The 17,859-nt window shown below is 30.4% G+C and carries 18 protein-coding genes; 15 read left to right on the forward strand and 3 right to left on the reverse strand.

Annotated elements, in window-relative coordinates:
- Positions 1–4 precede the first annotated feature (4 nt).
- The 11 genes from BGS40_RS02185 to BGS40_RS02235 all read left to right on the forward strand — a co-directional run bounded on the left by BGS40_RS02185 (position 5) and on the right by BGS40_RS02235 (position 9,292).
- Positions 5–730, forward strand: a complete 726-nt coding sequence (locus BGS40_RS02185) for a DUF3800 domain-containing protein (RefSeq protein ID WP_052793793.1) — start codon at positions 5–7, stop codon at positions 728–730.
- Positions 730–1,233, forward strand: a complete 504-nt coding sequence (locus BGS40_RS02190; RefSeq protein ID WP_052775994.1) for a hypothetical protein — start codon at positions 730–732, stop codon at positions 1,231–1,233. The genes BGS40_RS02185 and BGS40_RS02190 overlap by 1 nt, the downstream gene beginning before the upstream one ends.
- 125 nt (positions 1,234–1,358) lie before the next feature.
- On the forward strand, positions 1,359–2,810 hold the full coding sequence (locus BGS40_RS02195) for a DNA methylase (RefSeq protein ID WP_096738316.1): 1,452 nt from the start codon (positions 1,359–1,361) through the stop codon (positions 2,808–2,810).
- Entirely contained in the window at positions 2,807–2,998 is a 192-nt protein-coding gene (gene thiS / locus BGS40_RS02200) for a sulfur carrier protein ThiS (protein ID WP_044260438.1), read from the forward strand. Before BGS40_RS02195 ends, thiS begins: the two co-directional genes overlap by 4 nt.
- Complete coding sequence (gene thiF / locus BGS40_RS02205; RefSeq protein ID WP_096738317.1) at positions 2,995–3,798, forward strand: thiamine biosynthesis protein ThiF; 804 nt, start codon at positions 2,995–2,997, stop codon at positions 3,796–3,798. The genes thiS and thiF overlap by 4 nt, the downstream gene beginning before the upstream one ends.
- Before the next feature lie 2 nt (positions 3,799–3,800).
- Positions 3,801–4,577: a thiazole synthase gene (locus tag BGS40_RS02210; protein WP_057100806.1), complete on the forward strand. Its 777-nt coding sequence runs from the start codon at positions 3,801–3,803 to the stop codon at positions 4,575–4,577.
- Between the two features lie 2 nt (positions 4,578–4,579).
- On the forward strand, positions 4,580–5,725 hold the full coding sequence (thiH, locus tag BGS40_RS02215) for a 2-iminoacetate synthase ThiH (protein WP_096738318.1): 1,146 nt from the start codon (positions 4,580–4,582) through the stop codon (positions 5,723–5,725).
- A complete protein-coding gene (locus BGS40_RS02220; protein WP_096738319.1) occupies positions 5,715–6,320 on the forward strand; it encodes a thiamine phosphate synthase in 606 nt (201 codons plus the stop codon). Before thiH ends, BGS40_RS02220 begins: the two co-directional genes overlap by 11 nt.
- Positions 6,317–7,207 carry a helix-turn-helix domain-containing protein gene (locus tag BGS40_RS02225; protein ID WP_002852985.1) on the forward strand — a complete coding sequence of 297 codons (891 nt, stop codon included), beginning with the start codon at positions 6,317–6,319 and terminating at the stop codon, positions 7,205–7,207. The genes BGS40_RS02220 and BGS40_RS02225 overlap by 4 nt, the downstream gene beginning before the upstream one ends.
- Positions 7,208–7,269: 62 nt before the next feature.
- The gene (locus BGS40_RS02230; RefSeq protein WP_002918514.1) at positions 7,270–8,121 is read left to right on the forward strand and encodes an ATP-binding protein; all 852 of its coding nucleotides are present in this window, start codon (positions 7,270–7,272) and stop codon (positions 8,119–8,121) included.
- 7 nt (positions 8,122–8,128) lie between these two features.
- Positions 8,129–9,292, forward strand: coding sequence for an MFS transporter (locus tag BGS40_RS02235; RefSeq protein ID WP_002867169.1), 1,164 nt, complete (start codon positions 8,129–8,131; stop codon positions 9,290–9,292).
- On the opposite strand, the gene murG is transcribed toward BGS40_RS02235, so the two are convergent.
- Together murG and ftsW are read right to left on the reverse strand one after the other, a co-directional pair.
- Positions 9,263–10,291 carry an undecaprenyldiphospho-muramoylpentapeptide beta-N-acetylglucosaminyltransferase gene (murG, locus tag BGS40_RS02240; RefSeq protein ID WP_002875943.1) on the reverse strand — a complete coding sequence of 343 codons (1,029 nt, stop codon included), beginning with the start codon at positions 10,289–10,291 and terminating at the stop codon, positions 9,263–9,265. The genes BGS40_RS02235 and murG overlap by 30 nt on opposite strands.
- Positions 10,288–11,451 (reverse strand): putative lipid II flippase FtsW, encoded by a 1,164-nt coding sequence (gene ftsW / locus BGS40_RS02245; RefSeq protein ID WP_002856578.1) that lies wholly within the window; start codon positions 11,449–11,451, stop codon positions 10,288–10,290. Before ftsW ends, murG begins: the two co-directional genes overlap by 4 nt.
- Positions 11,452–11,590: 139 nt before the next feature.
- On the opposite strand from ftsW, the gene BGS40_RS02250 reads away from it, so the two are divergent.
- Genes BGS40_RS02250 through BGS40_RS02265 form a run of 4 tightly spaced genes read left to right on the forward strand, consistent with a single transcriptional unit; the run spans position 11,591 to position 14,817 of the window.
- Positions 11,591–13,036, forward strand: coding sequence for an acetyl-CoA carboxylase subunit A (locus BGS40_RS02250; RefSeq protein WP_002856595.1), 1,446 nt, complete (start codon positions 11,591–11,593; stop codon positions 13,034–13,036).
- 3 nt (positions 13,037–13,039) lie between these two features.
- A complete protein-coding gene (locus BGS40_RS02255) occupies positions 13,040–13,291 on the forward strand; it encodes a hypothetical protein (protein ID WP_002853000.1) in 252 nt (83 codons plus the stop codon).
- Positions 13,291–14,010, forward strand: coding sequence for an arginyltransferase (locus tag BGS40_RS02260; protein ID WP_002853863.1), 720 nt, complete (start codon positions 13,291–13,293; stop codon positions 14,008–14,010). Before BGS40_RS02255 ends, BGS40_RS02260 begins: the two co-directional genes overlap by 1 nt.
- Positions 14,011–14,817, forward strand: coding sequence for an adenylosuccinate lyase (locus BGS40_RS02265; protein WP_002866067.1), 807 nt, complete (start codon positions 14,011–14,013; stop codon positions 14,815–14,817).
- 24 nt (positions 14,818–14,841) lie between these two features.
- Here BGS40_RS02265 and cmeF read toward each other — a convergent pair whose 3' ends face one another.
- Entirely contained in the window at positions 14,842–17,859 is a 3,018-nt protein-coding gene (gene cmeF, locus BGS40_RS02270; protein WP_096738320.1) for a multidrug efflux RND transporter permease subunit CmeF, read from the reverse strand.

Raw genomic sequence — 17,859 nt, forward strand, 5'->3', positions numbered from 1 at the left:
GTGAATGGATAATATGAAAGAATTTAAAATTTTTTGCGATGAAAGCAATCATTTATCCTACAAAGATAATCCAACTTTGTGTTCAAAGGTTATGGTATTAGGAGCGCTTAAAGTTCCATCATCTGAAATTATTAAAATTAATAAAACAATTAAATATTTAAAGCATAAATATAAATATAATAAAGAAATTAAATGGACAAAACTAAATTTAAGTCAAAAAGGTTTTTATGATGAATTATTAGAATTCTTTTTTTCTTCTGTATATATGTGGTTTAAAGCTGTATTAATTCCAAATAAAACCATTCTACAACATGATATTTACAATCAAGGAGATCATGATTTATTTTATTATAAAATGTATTATCAAGCATTGCATAATTTAATAGATATTGATACAAAAATAAAAATATATCTTGATTATAAGGATACGAAGAGTGGAGATAAAATAAAAGGATTGGAAAAAGTTTTGTTTAATAAATTTAAACAATCAGTAAATATAAAAATTTTTACAATTCAATCACATGAATCAAATATTGTTCAACTTGTGGATTTGTTAATAGGTGCTATTTCATACAAAGCAAGAAATGATATAGAGCATGTAAGTGAAATAAAAAATTATATTATAAATAAAATTGAAACATTGGCAAATATTGAATTGGATGCAGGAACGCCACCTTGGGAAAATAAATTTAATATTTTTAGGATTCAATTGAGTAAAGGTGAACAATAATGTATCATCTCTTGGATTTTAGCACTTGTAAATGTGAAAATGAAAAATTTGACTTAGCTTATAAAATTTTCAAACAAGACTTTATTGAGGCTCCATTGTATTTAGCAGGTTGTATTTATATAGATCCGCAATCACATAAGAAGCATAAGGGGAAAGAAAAGATATTTTGGCATATCACAACACGAGAAAACAAACAAAATAAAACAAGGGAGTTTGATAGCCAAAGAGCTTGCAGAATAAATTGGATCAAACAAATTATTCTCAATCATACTCATCCCGAAATTAAAGCTTTTTATTATAAAGAGAAACGGGCAATCCGTTTTTATTTGTGGTTACATAACCATAATTTTATAGTTATTTTACAAAAGCTAGGCAGAAGTAGTTCATTTTTAGTGACAAGTTTCTACATAGATAAAGGATATAATAAAGATACCTATGAAAAAAGATATAGAAATTATATAAACGGAAATGATATAGAACTAAAGAATTGCGAATGGTTTTAGGGGTTTGGTGCAGATTTAGGCATCTGCAAGAAGCATAAAGCTAGCCATCTCTTTCTACCACCGGTAGTTGAGCTTTATAATTATAAATATTTTTTACTTAGATTGAAATAAAAAAAAGGAATAAAATGAATCTAAACCAAACTTTGCAGGAAAAATATCCACATTTAGAAGTAAGTGTATTAAAACTTAGTGAAGCTCAAAAGGATAATGAGAGTAAAAGAATAGATTCTGAATACTTTAAGAAGGAGTATTTGGAGAATGAAGCAATTATTAAAATAAAAGATAATTATGCTTTTTTAGAAAATTTCATTGTAAAAATGACAGGCGGTGCTACCCCACTTGGAGCAGATTATCCAGACAAGGGTATTCCATTTTTAAGAGTGCAAAATATTATGCAAAATTATTTTAATGTCGAAGATATTGTCTATATATCGCAACAAGATGATGAATATTTAAAAAGAAGTCGTTTGAAATTCAATGATGTTCTTTTGACAATAACTGGGATTTCTTATGGAAAATCAGCGGTTGTAGAAAGAGACTTGGTTGGAGCAAATATTAATCAGCATTCTGTAAAAATTGAAGTAAAGAATATAAATCCATATTTTCTATCTACTTTTTTAAATTCTAAATTTGGAAAATTGCAATCCGATAAAAAAATTACAGGAGTAACAAGACCAGCATTAGATTATCAATCCATTAAGAAGTTTCTTATTCCTATTTTCCCTATGGAATTTCAGTTAGAAATTCAAAATTTGGTAAAAGATTCTCATAAGGCATTAGAAGAAAGTAAGGAGTTATATAAAAAAGCAGTGGAAACTTTATACCTTGAGTTAGGACTTGATCCAAAGAATCCATTGCAAAGTTTGCTAGATTCTAAAACAAATAATCCTACAAAATCACTCAATATCTCTATACACACATTAAAAGAATCTTTTCTAAAAACAGGAAGATTGGATAGTGAGTATTATCAAAAGAAATATGAAATAAATGAGAAAATTATAATGAATAAGAAATATACTGTATTAGATAATTTGGTAAGTATTACAAAGTCAATAGAGCCGGGTTCGAATTTATATAAAAATAAAGGAATACCTTTTATAAGAGTTGCAAATTTGACACAATATGGGTTAAGTGAAGCTGATGTTTTTTTAGATGAAAAAGATTTTTTTCCGCAATATTTACAAATTTTATATCCGAAAAAAGATACTATTTTATTTAGTAAAGATGGGAGTATCGGTGTTGCGTATTGTGTAAAAGAAGACAAGGAAGTTGTAACTAGTGGTGCTATTTTGCATTTAAATATAAAAGATAAAGAAAATATTTTACCTGAGTATCTAACATTGTTTTTAAATTCTGTTTTTGTAAAGCTACAAGCACAAAGAGATTGTGGCGGATCTATCATATCTCATTGGAGGATTGAAGATATTAATAAGGTTTTAGTGGCGATACTTGATATTAAAACCCAAGAAAAAATTGCAAAATATATACAAGAAAGCTTTAATTTAAGGAAAAAATCTAAACAATTATTAGATAATGCAAAAATTAAAGTAGAAGAGCAAATACAAGGAAAAGTATGATTATCAACGGAGAAAAATTTGAATTTAAAGAACTTAGATTTATGGATTTTATCAAAGAAAAAGGTTTTAAAATCGAACTTATCGCCTTGGAATTAAATGGAGAGATTGTACCTAAGAGTGAATTTGAAAATTTGATTTTAAAAGAAAACGATAAAGCTGAAATTGTAAGTTTTGTAGGAGGTGGATGATGAGAGTAAAATTCAATGGCAAAGAACTTGATACAGACTTTAAAACAAGTTTGGAATTTTTTGAAAATATCAGCAAAAATGAAAATGATGTATGGATTATCAATGGTTTTGCAACAAAAGAGAATATTGCTTTAAACGAAGATGATGAGCTTTTTTGTATAGAAAGAAATACTTTACCTCCAAAAGATGCGCTAGACGCTATGATGAGAGCAAGACACACTCCAAAACTTCATGATAAACTTAAAAATGGGCGCGTGGCAGTTTGTGGTTTAGGTGGGCTTGGATCGCACATTGCGATAAATTTAGCAAGAAGTGGAGTGGGGTATTTAAAGTTGATTGATTTTGATGTGATTGAGCCTAGCAATTTGAATCGTCAAGCTTATCGTGTAAGTGATTTGGGTAAATTTAAAACCGAAGCTTTAAAAGAGCAAATTAGCGAGATTAACCCTTATATCAGCGTTGAAATTTGCACTTTAAAAATCGATGAGGATAATTTAAAGTCTTTGTTTAAAGATATAGATATAGTTTGTGAAGCCTTTGATAGTGCTATTGCAAAAGCGATGATAGCGCAAAATTTTCATAGATTTTACAAAGATAGTATTTTAATCTGTGCTTCAGGACTTGCGGGCTATGGTGATAGCAACAGCATACAAACAAGAAAAATTGCTAAAAATTTCTATGTGTGTGGGGATTTGGTAAATGGTGCTAAGCTAGGAAATGGACTTATGGCGCCAAGGGTAAATATTTGCGCAGGACATCAAAGTAACCTTGTTTTAGAGCTTTTAGCAAATAAGGAGTAAAAATGCAAGAAAATTTAAAAAATGATAAATTAAAAATAGGCAAATACGAGTTTGATTCAAGATTTATTTTAGGTTCTGGAAAATATTCGCTAGAGCTTATAAAATCAGCCATAGAAGAAGCTAAAGCGCAGATTATCACTCTAGCTTTACGCCGTGCAAATACAGGGGAAATTGCTAATATACTTGATTATATCCCTAAAAATATCACACTTTTACCCAACACTTCAGGCGCAAGAAACGCCGATGAAGCCTTACGCATTGCAAGGCTTTCAAGAGAGCTTGGTTGCGGAGAACTTATCAAGATAGAAGTGATAAGCGATAGTAGGTATTTGTTGCCTGATAATTATGAAACGATTAAAGCTTGCGAGCTTTTAGCTAAAGAGGGTTTTACACCCCTACCTTACATGCATGCTGATCTTTACGCAGCTAGAGCTATGCGTGATGCAGGAGCTGCGGCTATCATGCCTTTGGCAGCACCTATTGGGAGCAATAAAGGCTTATGCGCTAAGGAATTTATACAAATTTTGCTTAATGAAATTGATTTGCCTATCATTGTAGATGCGGGTATTGGAAGTCCTGCACAAGCTTGTGAAGCTATGCAAATGGGAGTAAGTGCGGTGATGGTAAATACAGCTATAGCTGAAGCTAAAGATATAGCCTTGATGGCTAGAGCTTTTTCTTTGGCAGTAAATGCAGGAAGAGCGGCTTTCTTAGCAGGTTTAGCAAGTGTGAGCGAGGCTAAAGCGAGTTCTCCATTAACAGGCTTTTTAAGGGATTGATTATGCAAGATTATATGCAGTATTTACCTCACATGCAGGAAATAAAAAGCGAAATTTTAAACAAGGTTTTAACTCAAGTTCAAAGCTATGATGAGAGTCAATTTAGCGCTAAAGATGTTAAAAATGCTTTAAATCAAACGCATTTAAGTATAGAGCATTTAAAAGCCTTGCTTTCAAGTGCAGCAGAAGATTTCATAGAAGAATTAGCCTTTAAATCCGCCAAAGTCAAGCAAAAATATTTTGGAAATTCTATCTCTCTTTTTACTCCGCTTTATTTGTCAAATTATTGTAATTCTAAATGTGTTTATTGTGGTTTTCAAAAAGGCAATAAAATCGCAAGAGCTAAGCTAAATGAAGCTGAAATTCACGAAGAAATGCAAGCCATTGCTAAAAGTGGTTTAGAAGAAATTTTAATGCTAACAGGCGAGGGCAGGGAGTTTGCAAGTGTAGAATATATAGCAAATGCTTGCAAGATTGCTAGAGAGTATTTTAAGGTTGTGGGCGTTGAAATTTATCCTATGAATGAAGATGAATATAAAATTTTGCATGAAAAGGGTTGTGATTATGTGACTGTTTTTCAAGAAACTTACAATCCTCTAAAATATTCTAAAATTCATTTAGCTGGTGAAAAACGCATTTTTCCTTATCGCTTTAATGCTCAAGAAAGAGCTTTAAAAGCGGGTATGCGTGGAGTGGCTTTTGGGGCGCTTTTAGGCATAGATGATTTTAGAAAAGACGCTCTTGCTACGGCGCTTCATGCACATTTTTTACAACAAGCTTATTCGCATGCTGAAATTTCTATTTCAGTGCCGCGTTTAAGACCTATTATCAATAATGCCAAAATCCATCCTAAAGATGTAAGTGAAAAACGCCTTTTGCAAGTACTTTGTGCTTATAGACTCTTTTTGCCTTTTGCGGGCATTACCATTTCAAGTCGTGAAAGAATAGGTTTTAGAGATGAGGTTATCAAGCTTGGTGCTACTAAAATGAGTGCAGGAGTGAGTGTGGGTATAGGTGAGCATAAGGGTGAGAAAAAGGGTGATGAGCAGTTTGAAATTTCAGATGATAGAAGTGTAGATGAAATTTTAGCTATGCTTAAAAGATCCAATTTACAAGCTGTGATGAGCGATAGTATCTATGTGGGATAAAAAAATCATCGCCATAAGCGATAGAAAATGTGTAGAAATAGACTTTTTAAAGCAGATTGAAAAACTTGCTAAGGCTAAGGTAGATGCTATAGTTTTAAGAGAAAAAGATTTAAGCGAATTTGAGTATTATGACTTAGCAAAAGAAGTTTTAAGCATTTGCGCAAAGCAAAAAGTGACTTGTTTTTTGCATTTTTTTGATAGGGAGTGTTTAAAATTGGGACATCGTTATTTTCACGCACCGCTTTCTTTGCTAAGAAAAGAACCTAAATTAACAAAATATTTTCATATACTTGGTACTTCAGTCCATAGCAAAGAAGAGCTTTTAGAGGCGATGAGTTATAAGGTAAGTTATGCTTTTGTAGGGCATATTTTTGAAAGTTCTTGCAAGGTGGGTTTAGAGCCTAAAGGGCTTGATTTTTTAAAATCCTTGCTTGAATTTAGTCAAATTCCACTTTATGCTATAGGCGGTATCAATGCTCAAAATATAGAAAATTTTAAAAATATAAATATAGCAGGCGTTTGTATGCGTGAAATTTTAATGAAAGAAAAAGAACTTAAAAAGTATCTTTTAGAATGTAGGCAAAATTTACGATGAATAAAATTCTTTCTTTACCAGAAGATTTAAAGCAATTAAAAGGTGTCAATTATAAAAAAATTAAATCTTGCACTTTTGCTAAATATACACAAACGGATACTTCGCATTCTACTTTTGTTAATGTAGGAAGTCATCTTTTAACTTTTGTTCGCAAAGGATATAAAATTTTACATACTGCATCAAAAGATTATAAGATTAACTCTTATGAAACTTTGTTTTTAAAAGCTGGGAGCTATACTTTAAGCAATGTAGGACTTAGCAAAGGAGTTTATGAAGCTTATTTATTTTTTTTTGACAATGCATTTTTAATTGAACTTATTTATAAGTATAAAGATTTTTTTAAACTAGATCAAAAGTTTCAAAACTATGAAATTTTTTGGGTAAAAAATGATAAGATTTTGCAAGGAATTTTGGAAAGTTTTTCACCGCATTTTGAAGAAAATACGCAAATTTTAGATCCTATAGTGAGTTTGAAATTTGAAGAGATTTTTTTACATTTGCTTTTAAATAAGAATATTTATTTTATTAGTTTTTTATCAGGAATTTTAAAAGAATTTCGCCTTGATCTTTCCCAACTTTTTGAGTATTGCGGTAGAGAATTTTTAAGCGTAAATGAAATGTCTAATTTTGCGAAATTAGATTTAGCAACTTTTTCTAAAGAATTTAAGAAATGTTTTGGACAAAGTCCTAAAAAATGGTTAGATGAAAAAAGGTTGCAAAAAGCAAAGATTTTACTTAAATTTTCTAAAAAAAATATCAATGAAATAGCTAATGAGTGCGCTTTTTCTTCGGTAGCTTGGTTTATTGAAAGATTTAAAGAGAAATATGAGCAAACTCCTAAGCAATATCAAAAAACAAAAAACTTGTATTTTTTATCAAAAAACTAGCACATTTTTTTTATCCAAATAAATATAATTCAATGAAAATATTTTTAAATAAAGGAGAAAATATGAAAAAATATGTTTTAAGTTTAGCGCTTCTTGGAAGTTTGCTTGGTGCAAGTGAATTAAAATATCAAGAATTTGATGGTTTTAAAAGCCCTGAAAGTATTTTTGTAGATAAAAACTATGTTTATGTATCTAATGTAGGAGAAAAACTTGAACCTTTGGCGAAAGATAATGATGGATTTATTTCTAAGCTTGATAAAAATGGCAAAGTGCTAGAATATAAATTTTTAACCCATCTTAATGCACCAAAAGGCATGATGGAGATTGGAAAAACTCTTTATGTGGTAGATATCGATGTTTTACGCGGTTTTGATCTTAAAACTAAAAAAGAAATTTTTAATTTACCTATTAAAGGTGCAATCTTTTTAAATGACATAGAAAAATTAGACGACAATACGCTTTTGGTTAGCGATACTGGCACAGGGCTTATTTTAAAGGTTGATTTAAAAACTAAGCAATATGATGAATTATTAAAACTTGATTTAGCAAAATTTGGCGGTCCAAATGGGTTATATCTAGATAGAAAAAAACATAAGCTTTTTATAGCTGGTTATCATCCTGATGGTGTAAGTGGCGGTGTTGTAATGGCTTATGATTTAAATACAAAAGAACTCAGTATAATTAAAAATGAAAAAGAATCTTATGATGGAATAGTTCCTTATAAAGATGGTTTATTGGTAAGTTCTTGGGGAAATAATCTAAATGGATATATTTATAATTTAGATAATGTTAAATCTGTAAAACTTGAACTTCCTTTGATGAAAGGTCCTGCAGATATATTTATTGAAGGTAATATTTTATGGATTCCTAAGATGGCAGAAGGTAAAATATTCAAAGTAGAACTTAACAAATAAGGCTTTTATGGCTTCTTTTAAAAAGATATTTTGGATTAATGTTATTATTGTTATTATTGTAGCTTTTAATCTTAGAGCCCCAATTACTGCAGTGGGGCCTATTATTGATATTATTAAAGATAAGTATTATTTAAACTCAACCGTAGCGGGCATACTTACAAGTCTTCCTTTGATAGCTTTTGGAAGTATTTCTTTTATTGTGGGGTATTTTTCTCCTATTCGTGCTATTGTTTTTGGAATTTTTTTAATTTTTTTAGGCGAAATTATTCGTTCTTATTTTGGTGTATATGGCTTATTTTTAGGAATGTTAGCAATGGGCTGTGGTATAGCAATTGCAAATGTTTTACTTCCTAGTTTTATTAAAGAAAAATTTCCAAAAAAAATGGCAAGTATAATGGGAATTTATAGTCTTGTTTTGAGTATTTCTTCGATTATGGGTATTGCTTTAGCTATACCTTTGCTTAGTGTATTTGATTTAGCTGGAGCTATGTTTTTCTGGGCTATTTTTTCTTTTGTAGCTTTAGTAGTTTACTATCCTCAAGCTAAAAATGGTAGATTTTTTCGTATTAAGAAAAAAACTCATAAAAAAATCAATCTTTTTACAAATTTAACAACTTGGAAAATTACTCTTTTTATGGGATTTCAAAGTTTTTTAGCTTATTCTTTGTTTTTTTGGTATGTTCAAATTGTTGTAGAAAAAGGATTTGATAAAGAATTTTCTACAAGTATGGTTTTATTTGCTCAACTTGTTGCAGCTCCAGTGTCTCTTTTTGGCCCTTTACTTTTAGGAAAATTAAGACAAAATTTACATACTTTTTACATAGCAGGTTTGTGCAGTATGTATGTGATCGCTTTTGGTATGCTCTTTATTTTTGATAGTAAAATTTCTATTATTATCAGTGCTTTTATCATGGGTTTTCCATGGGGTGGAGTTTTTGGCATTGCGTTGCTTTTTATTGCACAAAAAAGCTCTAATGCTCAAATAGCAGCGAGACTTTCTGCTTTAGCTCAGGGTTTTGGATATTTAATTGCAGCACAAGGACAATGGATTATAGGTTTTTTGCATGACAAATTTGAAAATTTTTCATTTGCTATTTTGATGTTAGTTTTTGTTGGAATTTTAGTAAATATCTTTGGATATTTATCTTATAAAAGTCAAATTATCAAATAAAGCTTTTTGGATTAGCATATCTGCGCCATTTTTTTGGGTTATATTTTGCAATCTTGTAGAAATATTTTCTAGATTTAGTTTTAATATTGACTTAAAAAATTCATCAAGATTAATAGAGTTTTGCATAAAAATTTGACATAAAGCTTGATCTTGTAAAAATTTAGCATTAAAGTATTGATGATTTTTAGCTGCATAAGGATAAGGTATAAAAATAGTGGGCAAAGTATTAGCACAAAGTTCAAAAAGAGTACTTGCACCTGCTCTTGATATAGCTAGATCTGCATTTTTCATTTTTTCTTCCAAATTTAAACTAAAATCAAAAATATCAGCTTGGATATTTAAGCTTTGATAATGTTTTTTGCACTTTTCAAAATCATTTTTTCCACATTGATGGATGATTTTGATATTTTGTTCTTGAAGTTTTGGTGCTAAATTTAAAGCTAGTTCGTTGATAAAATGAGCTCCTTGTGATCCTCCTAAGAAAATAATATTTTTTAATTCTTTGCGAATCCTAGCATTATCAAAAAATTTATCTGCTACAGGATAAGGGCTAATTTCTTTTTCAAAGGCGCTAAAAAATTTTGTAGCGAAAGGTTTTAAAAGCATATTTAAAGAGCCGCTTTTTGAATTTTGTTCATGTATAAAAAGAGGCAAATGTGAGAATAAAGCCGCAAAAGATGCAGGAGCTGCACTGTATCCACCTACACTAAAAACGGCTTGGATGTGGTATTTTTTAAAAATTTCTCTACAATCTTTGGAGAGTTTTAAGGTGTGGAGTAAAGAACTGATTTTGTCAAATTTGCTTTGATTAACCACTCCTTTAGAGCTTAAAAAAAATTTTTCCTTAAAGCGTACTTCATTTTCAAACCAAGCTTTATCTTGACCATTTTGACTGCCTATGTATACACATTCTATATTTTTTTTAATCGCACTTTCTAATAAGCAACGCACTATGGCCAAATGTCCCCCAGTTCCACCACCTGTTAAAGCTATTGTCATAATTTAACCTTTTTTGAAATCATTAATACATATCCTATGCCTATACAAATTGCCCACATTGAACTTCCTCCATAGCTTAAAAGTGGAACCGCTACGCCTTTTAGTGGAGTAAGAGAAATAATACCAAAAGCATTCATAAAGAAAGAAAAAAGTAAAAGTAAGGCTATGCCTGAACAAAAAATAAAATCTTGTTTAGCTTCACATCTTCCTGCAATTCTAAAAATTCTTAAAATCATCCAAAGATAAATATAGCAAATAACCCCAAGACCTAAGAGTCCTATTTCTTCAGTAATTCCTGAAAGAACAAAGTCAGTATGCACTTCACTCAAAAAGCCTAATTTAAAAGTTCCAAGTCCTAAGCCTTCGCCAAACATTCCTCCATGGGCTATAGCATTTAAAGAGTGTGAAATTTGATAAGGCTCGGTATTGCTACTTACTCTTAAAGCATTTGCCAGCCAATCAGGAAGCATAGGTAAAAAAGCATCTTGTATATTTCCCCACCAAGAAGCGATTCTTTGAATTCTTCTTTGGTTGCTAAAAATTACCATTATACCTATCATCATAATAATTAAAGTTCCAAAAGCAAAAAGCCTTTTACTAGCTCCTGCAAAAAAAGCTAAAGCCAGAATCAAAAAGAAAGAAATTACGCTTTGTCCTAAATCGTTTTGAGTGATATAAATATATCCTATAACTATAGAAGCTAAGATGCAATAAGGCAGAAGAATTAAAGCCTCGTGTCTGATAGCTTTTTTGCTATCATCAATACGCCTTGTATAGCTCCATGCTAAAAAATAAATCAATCCTATTTTAAAAAATTCCACAGGAGAGATAGAGAGTGGGCCTAAGCGTATCCAGCGTTTAGCTCCTCCGCTAGCTGTTGCTAATGCAGAAGGTAAAAATGGCAAAATGATGATAAAGATAAAAGAAATAATCAAAATAGCTAAAATAATTTTTTTAGAAAGTGCTTTATCAGGGTCTAATCGAGAAATAAAAAACATTATAAGTATGCCACTAATTCCAAAAAAAAGCTGACGAATAAAAAAATGAAACTCGCTATAGTCAAGAAAAAGAACAGTAAAAGCTGTAAGAGAGTATGAAAATACTATTCCTATGGTGATTAAAATACAACTTAAATAAAATAATCTTTTATCAGCAACCATTATAATTATAACTTTTCTTTATTGGAATTAAAATTTTAAAAAGTTTTATTATAACTAAAATAAATTAAATTTTTTGCTAAGTTTTTGTAAGGAAAATTTGCTAAAATTAACAATAAAAATATAACAAAAAAGGCAAATTATGAATCAAATCCATAAAATTCTCATAGCAAATAGAGCTGAAATAGCTGTTAGAGTAATCCGTGCTTGTAGAGATTTGCATATTAAAAGTGTTGCAGTTTTTACAGAGCCTGATCGTGAATGTTTGCATGTAAAAATCGCAGATGAGGCTTATCGCATAGGAACGGATGCTATAAGAGGATATTTAGATGTTGCTCGTATTGTTGAGATTGCTAAGGCTTGTGGTGCTGATGCGATTCATCCTGGTTATGGATTTTTAAGTGAGAATTACGAATTTGCTAAGGCTTGTGAAGATGCTGGAATTATTTTTATAGGTCCAAAATCTGAAGTAATCCATAAGATGGGAAATAAAAATATCGCTCGTAAGTTAATGGCTAAAAATGGCATACCTATTGTTCCAGGGACTGAAAAATTGAATTCCTATAGCATGGAAGAAATTAAAATTTTTGCTGAGAAGATTGGTTATCCTGTTATTTTAAAAGCTTCAGGTGGTGGAGGTGGACGCGGAATTCGCGTTGTTCATAAAGAACAAGATCTTGAAAATGCCTTTGAATCTTGCAAAAGAGAAGCTTTAACATACTTTAATAATGATGAAGTATTTATGGAAAAATATGTAGTTAATCCCAGACATATAGAATTTCAAATTTTAGGAGATAACTACGGAAATATTATCCATCTTTGTGAAAGGGATTGTTCTATTCAAAGAAGACATCAAAAGGTAATTGAGATAGCACCTTGCCCTGGAATTTCAGATAATCTTAGAAAAACCATGGGTGTTACAGCTGTGGCAGCTGCTAAGGCTGTAGGTTATACAAATGCTGGAACTATAGAGTTTTTGCTTGATGATTATAATCGCTTTTATTTTATGGAAATGAATACAAGAATTCAAGTTGAGCATCCAATTACTGAAGAAATTACAGGTATTGATCTTATTGTAAGACAAATTCGTATTGCAGCAGGAGAAATTTTGGACTTAGAACAAAGCGATATTAAACCTAGGGGTTTTGCTATTGAAGCTAGAATTACTGCTGAAAATGTATGGAAAAATTTTATTCCAAGTCCTGGAAAAATAGGAGAATACTACCCAGCTCTTGGACCATCTGTTAGAGTTGATAGTCATATTTATAAAGACTATACTGTGCCGCCTTATTATGATTCCATGCTTGCAAAGCTTATTATTAAAGCAACAAGTTATGATTTAGCGGTTAATAAACTTGAGCGTGCTTTGAAGGAATTTGTGATTGATGATATTAGAACAACAATACCATTTTTAATTGCCATTACAAAAACAAGAGAATTTAGAAGGGGGTATTTAGACACCTCTTTCATAGAGACACATATGCAAGAATTATTAGAAAAAACAGAAGATCGTCATCAAGAAAATAAAGAAGAAGTTATAGCTGCAATAGCTGCTACGCTTAAAAAAATACGAGAAAGTAGGGAATAATAGATGGATTTTTTAGACAGTCTTAAAAGTATTAAAAAAGAAATGCAAGCTAACACCAATACTTCAAAATTAGCGAAGAAATCAAGCAAGAGTGGAGCAAGTGTAAAAAATTTAGAAAAACTAGCCAAAGATATTCGCGAAAAAAATCAAGAAACAAACATAGATAAGGAAATGCAAGAAATTTTCTTAAAGCAAGAAAAACTACAGGATGAATTTTCCGAATTTATCAAAAATACAGATATTAAGAAAATTTAATGCTTGAGATTGGTTTTTGTACTCTTGAAGATCAGTGTCCTTACTTAAAGGATAAACGTTCAAGAATAGAGTATAAATACATTGAAAATTGCCCTAAAGAAATCAATAATGAGCTAATAAAACGAGGTTGGCGTCGTTTTGGTAGGTATTTTTCACGCCCTATTTGTAAAGATTGTGATGAATGTTTAAGTCTTAGAATTTTAGTTAATGAATATAATTTTTCAAGAAGTGAAAGAAGGGTTGTAAATAAAAATATTAACACCAAAGTTATACTTAGAACACCCAATTTAAGCAATGAACATTTGTTTTTATATGATAAATACCATCGTTTTATGGAAGAAAAAAAGAACTGGAAGCGTTATGATTTAAGCTTTAAACAGTATTATAATCTTTATGTCGATGGTTTTATGAATTTTGGATATGAGCTTGCATTTTATATAGAAGATAAGCTCGTTTGTGTTGATTTGATTGATATTTTAGAGGATGGAATTTCAAGCATTTATTGTTTTTATGATCCTGATTTTTCGTATTTTTCTTTGGGTAAATTTTCTTTGCTCAATGAAATACAAATAGCTAAAAAAATGAACTTAGATTATATTTATCTTGGGTATTTTGTAAAAAAGTGTCAATCTTTATCTTATAAAGCCGATTATACACCCAATGAAATTTTAAAAGGCACTAAAGAGCTTTTTGAAAATGAGGTTTTATGGGAGAAATAGATGCAAATCGTGCAAACTTTAGAAACTATCAATGTTAATACAGATGATATTAGCGTATTTCAGTATTTTAAAGACTTGATTACCAAAAATTTCACAAAGGTCATAGGACGAAAAAATAAAATTTTTTCTTTTTTTGAAGAAAATGAAATTCCACAGCGCCGTTATTTCTTAAAAGTTTTAGATCAAAAATATCGCAAAAGCACAAATGAAGGTATAGAGAATTTACAAGATGCTCATTTTAAAACTTTTAGATTAATTTTTGAGCAAAATAATATGCTTAAGCCTATGTTGTTTATCAAGATTGATTTTGTTGCGGGTAGAATTTTGATGAAGTTAAGCTCTAATGAAAAATTATTTATTACTTATATAAGAAATTATTTTCAAGATCATTATATAGAATATAATGAAATGACAAATATTCTAATTTTAGAATATAAAAACGAGAATACCCTTGAACTTTTTGAAGCTTTTGCAGATGAGAGCGAGCATTTAAAATATTGCGTGAATTTTGAAGTTGACCGCGAAGAGTATAAAAAATTTCGCCAAAATATTCACAATAAAGAAAATATGAAATGGAAATTTAATGCTTTAGCCAAGCTTTTTAGTAATTATTTTAATACTTTAGAATGCACTCCGCAAAATGATCTTAGTGAAATCAGACAAAAATATTTGATTTTGGTAAAACTTTATCATCCTGATTTTCATCAAGGAAAAAGTGCAATAGAAAAAGCTTACGCAAGAGAACAGTTTGAAAAAATACAAATTGCCTATGATAACTTAAAAGCACTTTATAAGAATAATACTTAAAAAAAATTAAATTAATCATTTTGGTTAATTTAATTTTTCTCTCTCATAAATTTTTCTTAATTTGCTATCTAGTTTAAAACAGAATTTAAAAAGTGCAGGTACTACGAGTAAGGTAAGCAAAGTCGAACTTATAAGTCCAAAGATAATGGCTATTGCCATAGGAGAATTAGCTTCATAGCCCGCACCCCTTGAAAGAGCAAGTGGGAGCATAGCAAAAATCATAGCAAAAGTTGTCATCAATATAGCCCTTAAGCGCGATTTTCCAGCGATTAAAAGAGCTTTATCGGGATCTAAACCTTCATGGCATTTTTTATTAGCTACATCTACGAGTAAAATAGCATTTTTCCCCACCATACCAAAAAGTAAGATGATGGCAATAAGTACAAAAAGTGAAAAATTATGCCCTGTGATAAAAAGCCCTATAGAAGCTCCGCCAAAGGCTAAAGGCATGGTTATCATGATGATTAAAGGCAGAATAAAACTTTCATAAAGTACGGCTAAAACAAGATAAATTAAAACAAAAGCAAGTGCTACTGCCATAGCAAAACCTTGCACGGTTTCACCTAAAAGATTGATAAAGCCTGAAAAAGCATAGCTAAGACTTGGATTGTTATTTAAAATTTTATCCATATTATCTAGTAAAAGTTTTTGCACCGCTCCTAAGGAAAGATCATTCACTCCAGCTGTGATTTTCACAGAGCGGTTTTTATTGTAACGATTGATAGTTTTTAAATCTTTACTGTATATAAAATCCACCACGCTTGAAAGTTCTAAATTTATACCTTGGTTGTTTTTAATGCTAATGCGCTTTAAAGCTTCTATGTCTTTTTTAAATTCTGGAGCAAAACTTAGGATAATATCATCTTTTGAATTGCCTCTATCCATGCTTCCTACGCTAAGTTGCGAGAAAGAATACCCTAAAACCCCAGCGATATATTGAGGATTGACATCTAAAAGTTTGGCTTTTTCTTTGTTGATGTGTAAGGCTACTTCATCTTTTGTGGCATTAGCATTATCACTTATATCTACAATGCGTGCATTAGTGCCTAAAATTTCTTTTGCCTGAGAAGCAGCTTCTTTTAGAGTGTTTAAATCATCTCCTAAGATTAAAAATTGCACGGGATCATCAATGCCTGCACCCTCTATCTTTGGAAGTTCTAAAATTTTGATTTTTAAACTTTCATCTTGAAATTTTTGACGATATAAACTTACTATGGCACTTTGTCTTAAATTTCTTTCGTCTAAATTTTTAAGTTTAACATAAATTTTAGCCTTTGTAGCATCTTTGGCATCATCATAGCCTACAAGTAAAAAAGCGTATTTGACGTTGCTATCATTTTTGATTTTTTCAAGCAAATTTAAACTTTTTTCTTTCATGGCTTCTAAACTTAAATCCTTTTTGCTTTCAAGCAAAACTTGAATTTCACTATCATCTTCCATAGGTAAAAAATCAAGCCCTATGCGAGTGGCTAAAGCAAAAGAAAGCCCTATAAAAACAAGAGTGGCTAGGATAAATTTTACTTTATTTTGTAAAATTTTATAGAGTAAATTTTCATACTTTTGCTCTATTTTTTCAAAAAAAGCTTCTGTTTTTTCATAAAACTTGTTTTCTTTTGGATTTAAAAATCTTGCCCCAATACTAGGTATTAAAAATACAGAAACCAAAAAGCTTATAACTATCCCACTTGCAACGCTTATGCCTAAGGCATTGAAAAAAAGCCCTGATATAGAGTTCATATAAGAAATAGGGATAAAAACACAAAGTAAAACTATACTTATGCTTAAAACACTAAAACCTATTTCATTGATACCTAAAAAAGCAGCTTGTAAAGGCGGATAAGTTTTTAGTTTTTTAGCAATATTTTCAATCACTACTATAGCATCATCGATAAAAATTCCTATGCTTAAGGTTAAAGCTATAAAAGTTAAGCGGTTTAAATCATAGCCTAAAAGATCGATAATAAAAAAAGTTGAAATGATAGAAGTAGGTATAGCTATGCAAGCAATGAGAGTTGCACTTAAATTTCTTAAAAATAAAAACACGATAACAAGGGTTAGAAAAATCCCCAAAACCATATCAAAAATCACTTGAGAAAGGTGCTTGTGGATATTTAAGCTTTTATCATAAAGCATATTAATGCTTATATCTTTTGGAATTTGTTTTTCTAAAATAGGCAAGGCATTTTTGACATTTTTAATCATTTCAAGGGTGTTATAATTTGTGATTTTTCCGAGTTCTAAAAGCACCCCTTCTTTACCTTCGTATAAAGCACTTTGTTTTTCATCTTTATAAAGGCTTGAAATATTAGCAATATCGCTTAAAAATACTCCTGTTTTTATGCGAAGATTACTAAGTTCTTCTAAATTTGTGGCTTCAAAATAGCCTTTGATGATATAGTTATCTTGATTGTTGTTAAGTTCGCCTAGGGCTTGTTTAAAATTTTGACTTTTGATGATATTTGCTACATCAAGGGCGTTAAGATTGTATTTTCTAAGTTCGTTTGGTTTTAATTCTATGCGAATTTGGGGTTCTAAAAACCCCTTAGCTTCGATTTTACCTACTCCTTCAACTCTTTGCAAAAAAGGTTTTATTTTATCATTGATTTCACGCATGAGTTGTAATTTATCTTTAGAATATAAAAAAAGCGAAATAGCAGAACCAGAATCTGAACTGATTTTTTCAATTTCAGGCTTAGAAGGTAGGCTTAAAGTTCCTATTTTATCACGCACATCATTAGCAGCTACTTCAAGATTTTTACCCAGTTTAAACTCCACTACACTCACACTAAAATTATCATACGCAGCTGAGGTTATGGTCTTTACTCCATCGATTTCACTTAAAGCATTTTCTATTTCTTTAGTGACTTTTGATTCTACGAAATTTAAATCCCCATTTATCTTACTTGTGATTTTTATAAGAGGTATGGAAACATTAGGAAATAAATTTACACTCATGCTAAAAGCAGAGATTAGCCCAAAAATCATAAGAGCTAAGAAAAACATTAGCACGGTAATAGGTCGGTTTATAGCTAGTTTAAACAT

The organism is Campylobacter sp. 107, from assembly GCF_002383835.1.
Taxonomy (GTDB): Bacteria; Campylobacterota; Campylobacteria; order Campylobacterales; family Campylobacteraceae; genus Campylobacter_D; species Campylobacter_D jejuni.

What these genes read in the sequence shown, in the direction of transcription:
- BGS40_RS02210 (WP_057100806.1), top strand. Translation starts at nt 3,801, where the DNA reads ATGCAAGAAAATTTAAAAAATGATAAATTAAAAATAGGCAAATACGAG.
- BGS40_RS02190 (WP_052775994.1), top strand. Translation starts at nt 730, where the DNA reads ATGTATCATCTCTTGGATTTTAGCACTTGTAAATGTGAAAATGAAAAA.
- BGS40_RS02230 (WP_002918514.1), top strand. Translation starts at nt 7,270, where the DNA reads ATGAAAAAATATGTTTTAAGTTTAGCGCTTCTTGGAAGTTTGCTTGGT.
- BGS40_RS02265 (WP_002866067.1), top strand. Translation starts at nt 14,011, where the DNA reads ATGCAAATCGTGCAAACTTTAGAAACTATCAATGTTAATACAGATGAT.
- BGS40_RS02185 (WP_052793793.1), top strand. Translation starts at nt 5, where the DNA reads ATGGATAATATGAAAGAATTTAAAATTTTTTGCGATGAAAGCAATCAT.
- murG (WP_002875943.1), bottom strand. Translation starts at nt 10,291, where the DNA reads ATGACAATAGCTTTAACAGGTGGTGGAACTGGGGGACATTTGGCCATA.
- BGS40_RS02225 (WP_002852985.1), top strand. Translation starts at nt 6,317, where the DNA reads ATGAATAAAATTCTTTCTTTACCAGAAGATTTAAAGCAATTAAAAGGT.
- ftsW (WP_002856578.1), bottom strand. Translation starts at nt 11,451, where the DNA reads ATGGTTGCTGATAAAAGATTATTTTATTTAAGTTGTATTTTAATCACC.
- thiS (WP_044260438.1), top strand. Translation starts at nt 2,807, where the DNA reads ATGATTATCAACGGAGAAAAATTTGAATTTAAAGAACTTAGATTTATG.
- BGS40_RS02195 (WP_096738316.1), top strand. Translation starts at nt 1,359, where the DNA reads ATGAATCTAAACCAAACTTTGCAGGAAAAATATCCACATTTAGAAGTA.
- cmeF (WP_096738320.1), bottom strand. Translation starts at nt 17,859, where the DNA reads ATGTTTAAACTAGCTATAAACCGACCTATTACCGTGCTAATGTTTTTC.
- BGS40_RS02250 (WP_002856595.1), top strand. Translation starts at nt 11,591, where the DNA reads ATGAATCAAATCCATAAAATTCTCATAGCAAATAGAGCTGAAATAGCT.
- BGS40_RS02255 (WP_002853000.1), top strand. Translation starts at nt 13,040, where the DNA reads ATGGATTTTTTAGACAGTCTTAAAAGTATTAAAAAAGAAATGCAAGCT.
- BGS40_RS02220 (WP_096738319.1), top strand. Translation starts at nt 5,715, where the DNA reads ATGTGGGATAAAAAAATCATCGCCATAAGCGATAGAAAATGTGTAGAA.
- BGS40_RS02235 (WP_002867169.1), top strand. Translation starts at nt 8,129, where the DNA reads ATGGCTTCTTTTAAAAAGATATTTTGGATTAATGTTATTATTGTTATT.
- thiH (WP_096738318.1), top strand. Translation starts at nt 4,580, where the DNA reads ATGCAAGATTATATGCAGTATTTACCTCACATGCAGGAAATAAAAAGC.
- thiF (WP_096738317.1), top strand. Translation starts at nt 2,995, where the DNA reads ATGATGAGAGTAAAATTCAATGGCAAAGAACTTGATACAGACTTTAAA.
- BGS40_RS02260 (WP_002853863.1), top strand. Translation starts at nt 13,291, where the DNA reads ATGCTTGAGATTGGTTTTTGTACTCTTGAAGATCAGTGTCCTTACTTA.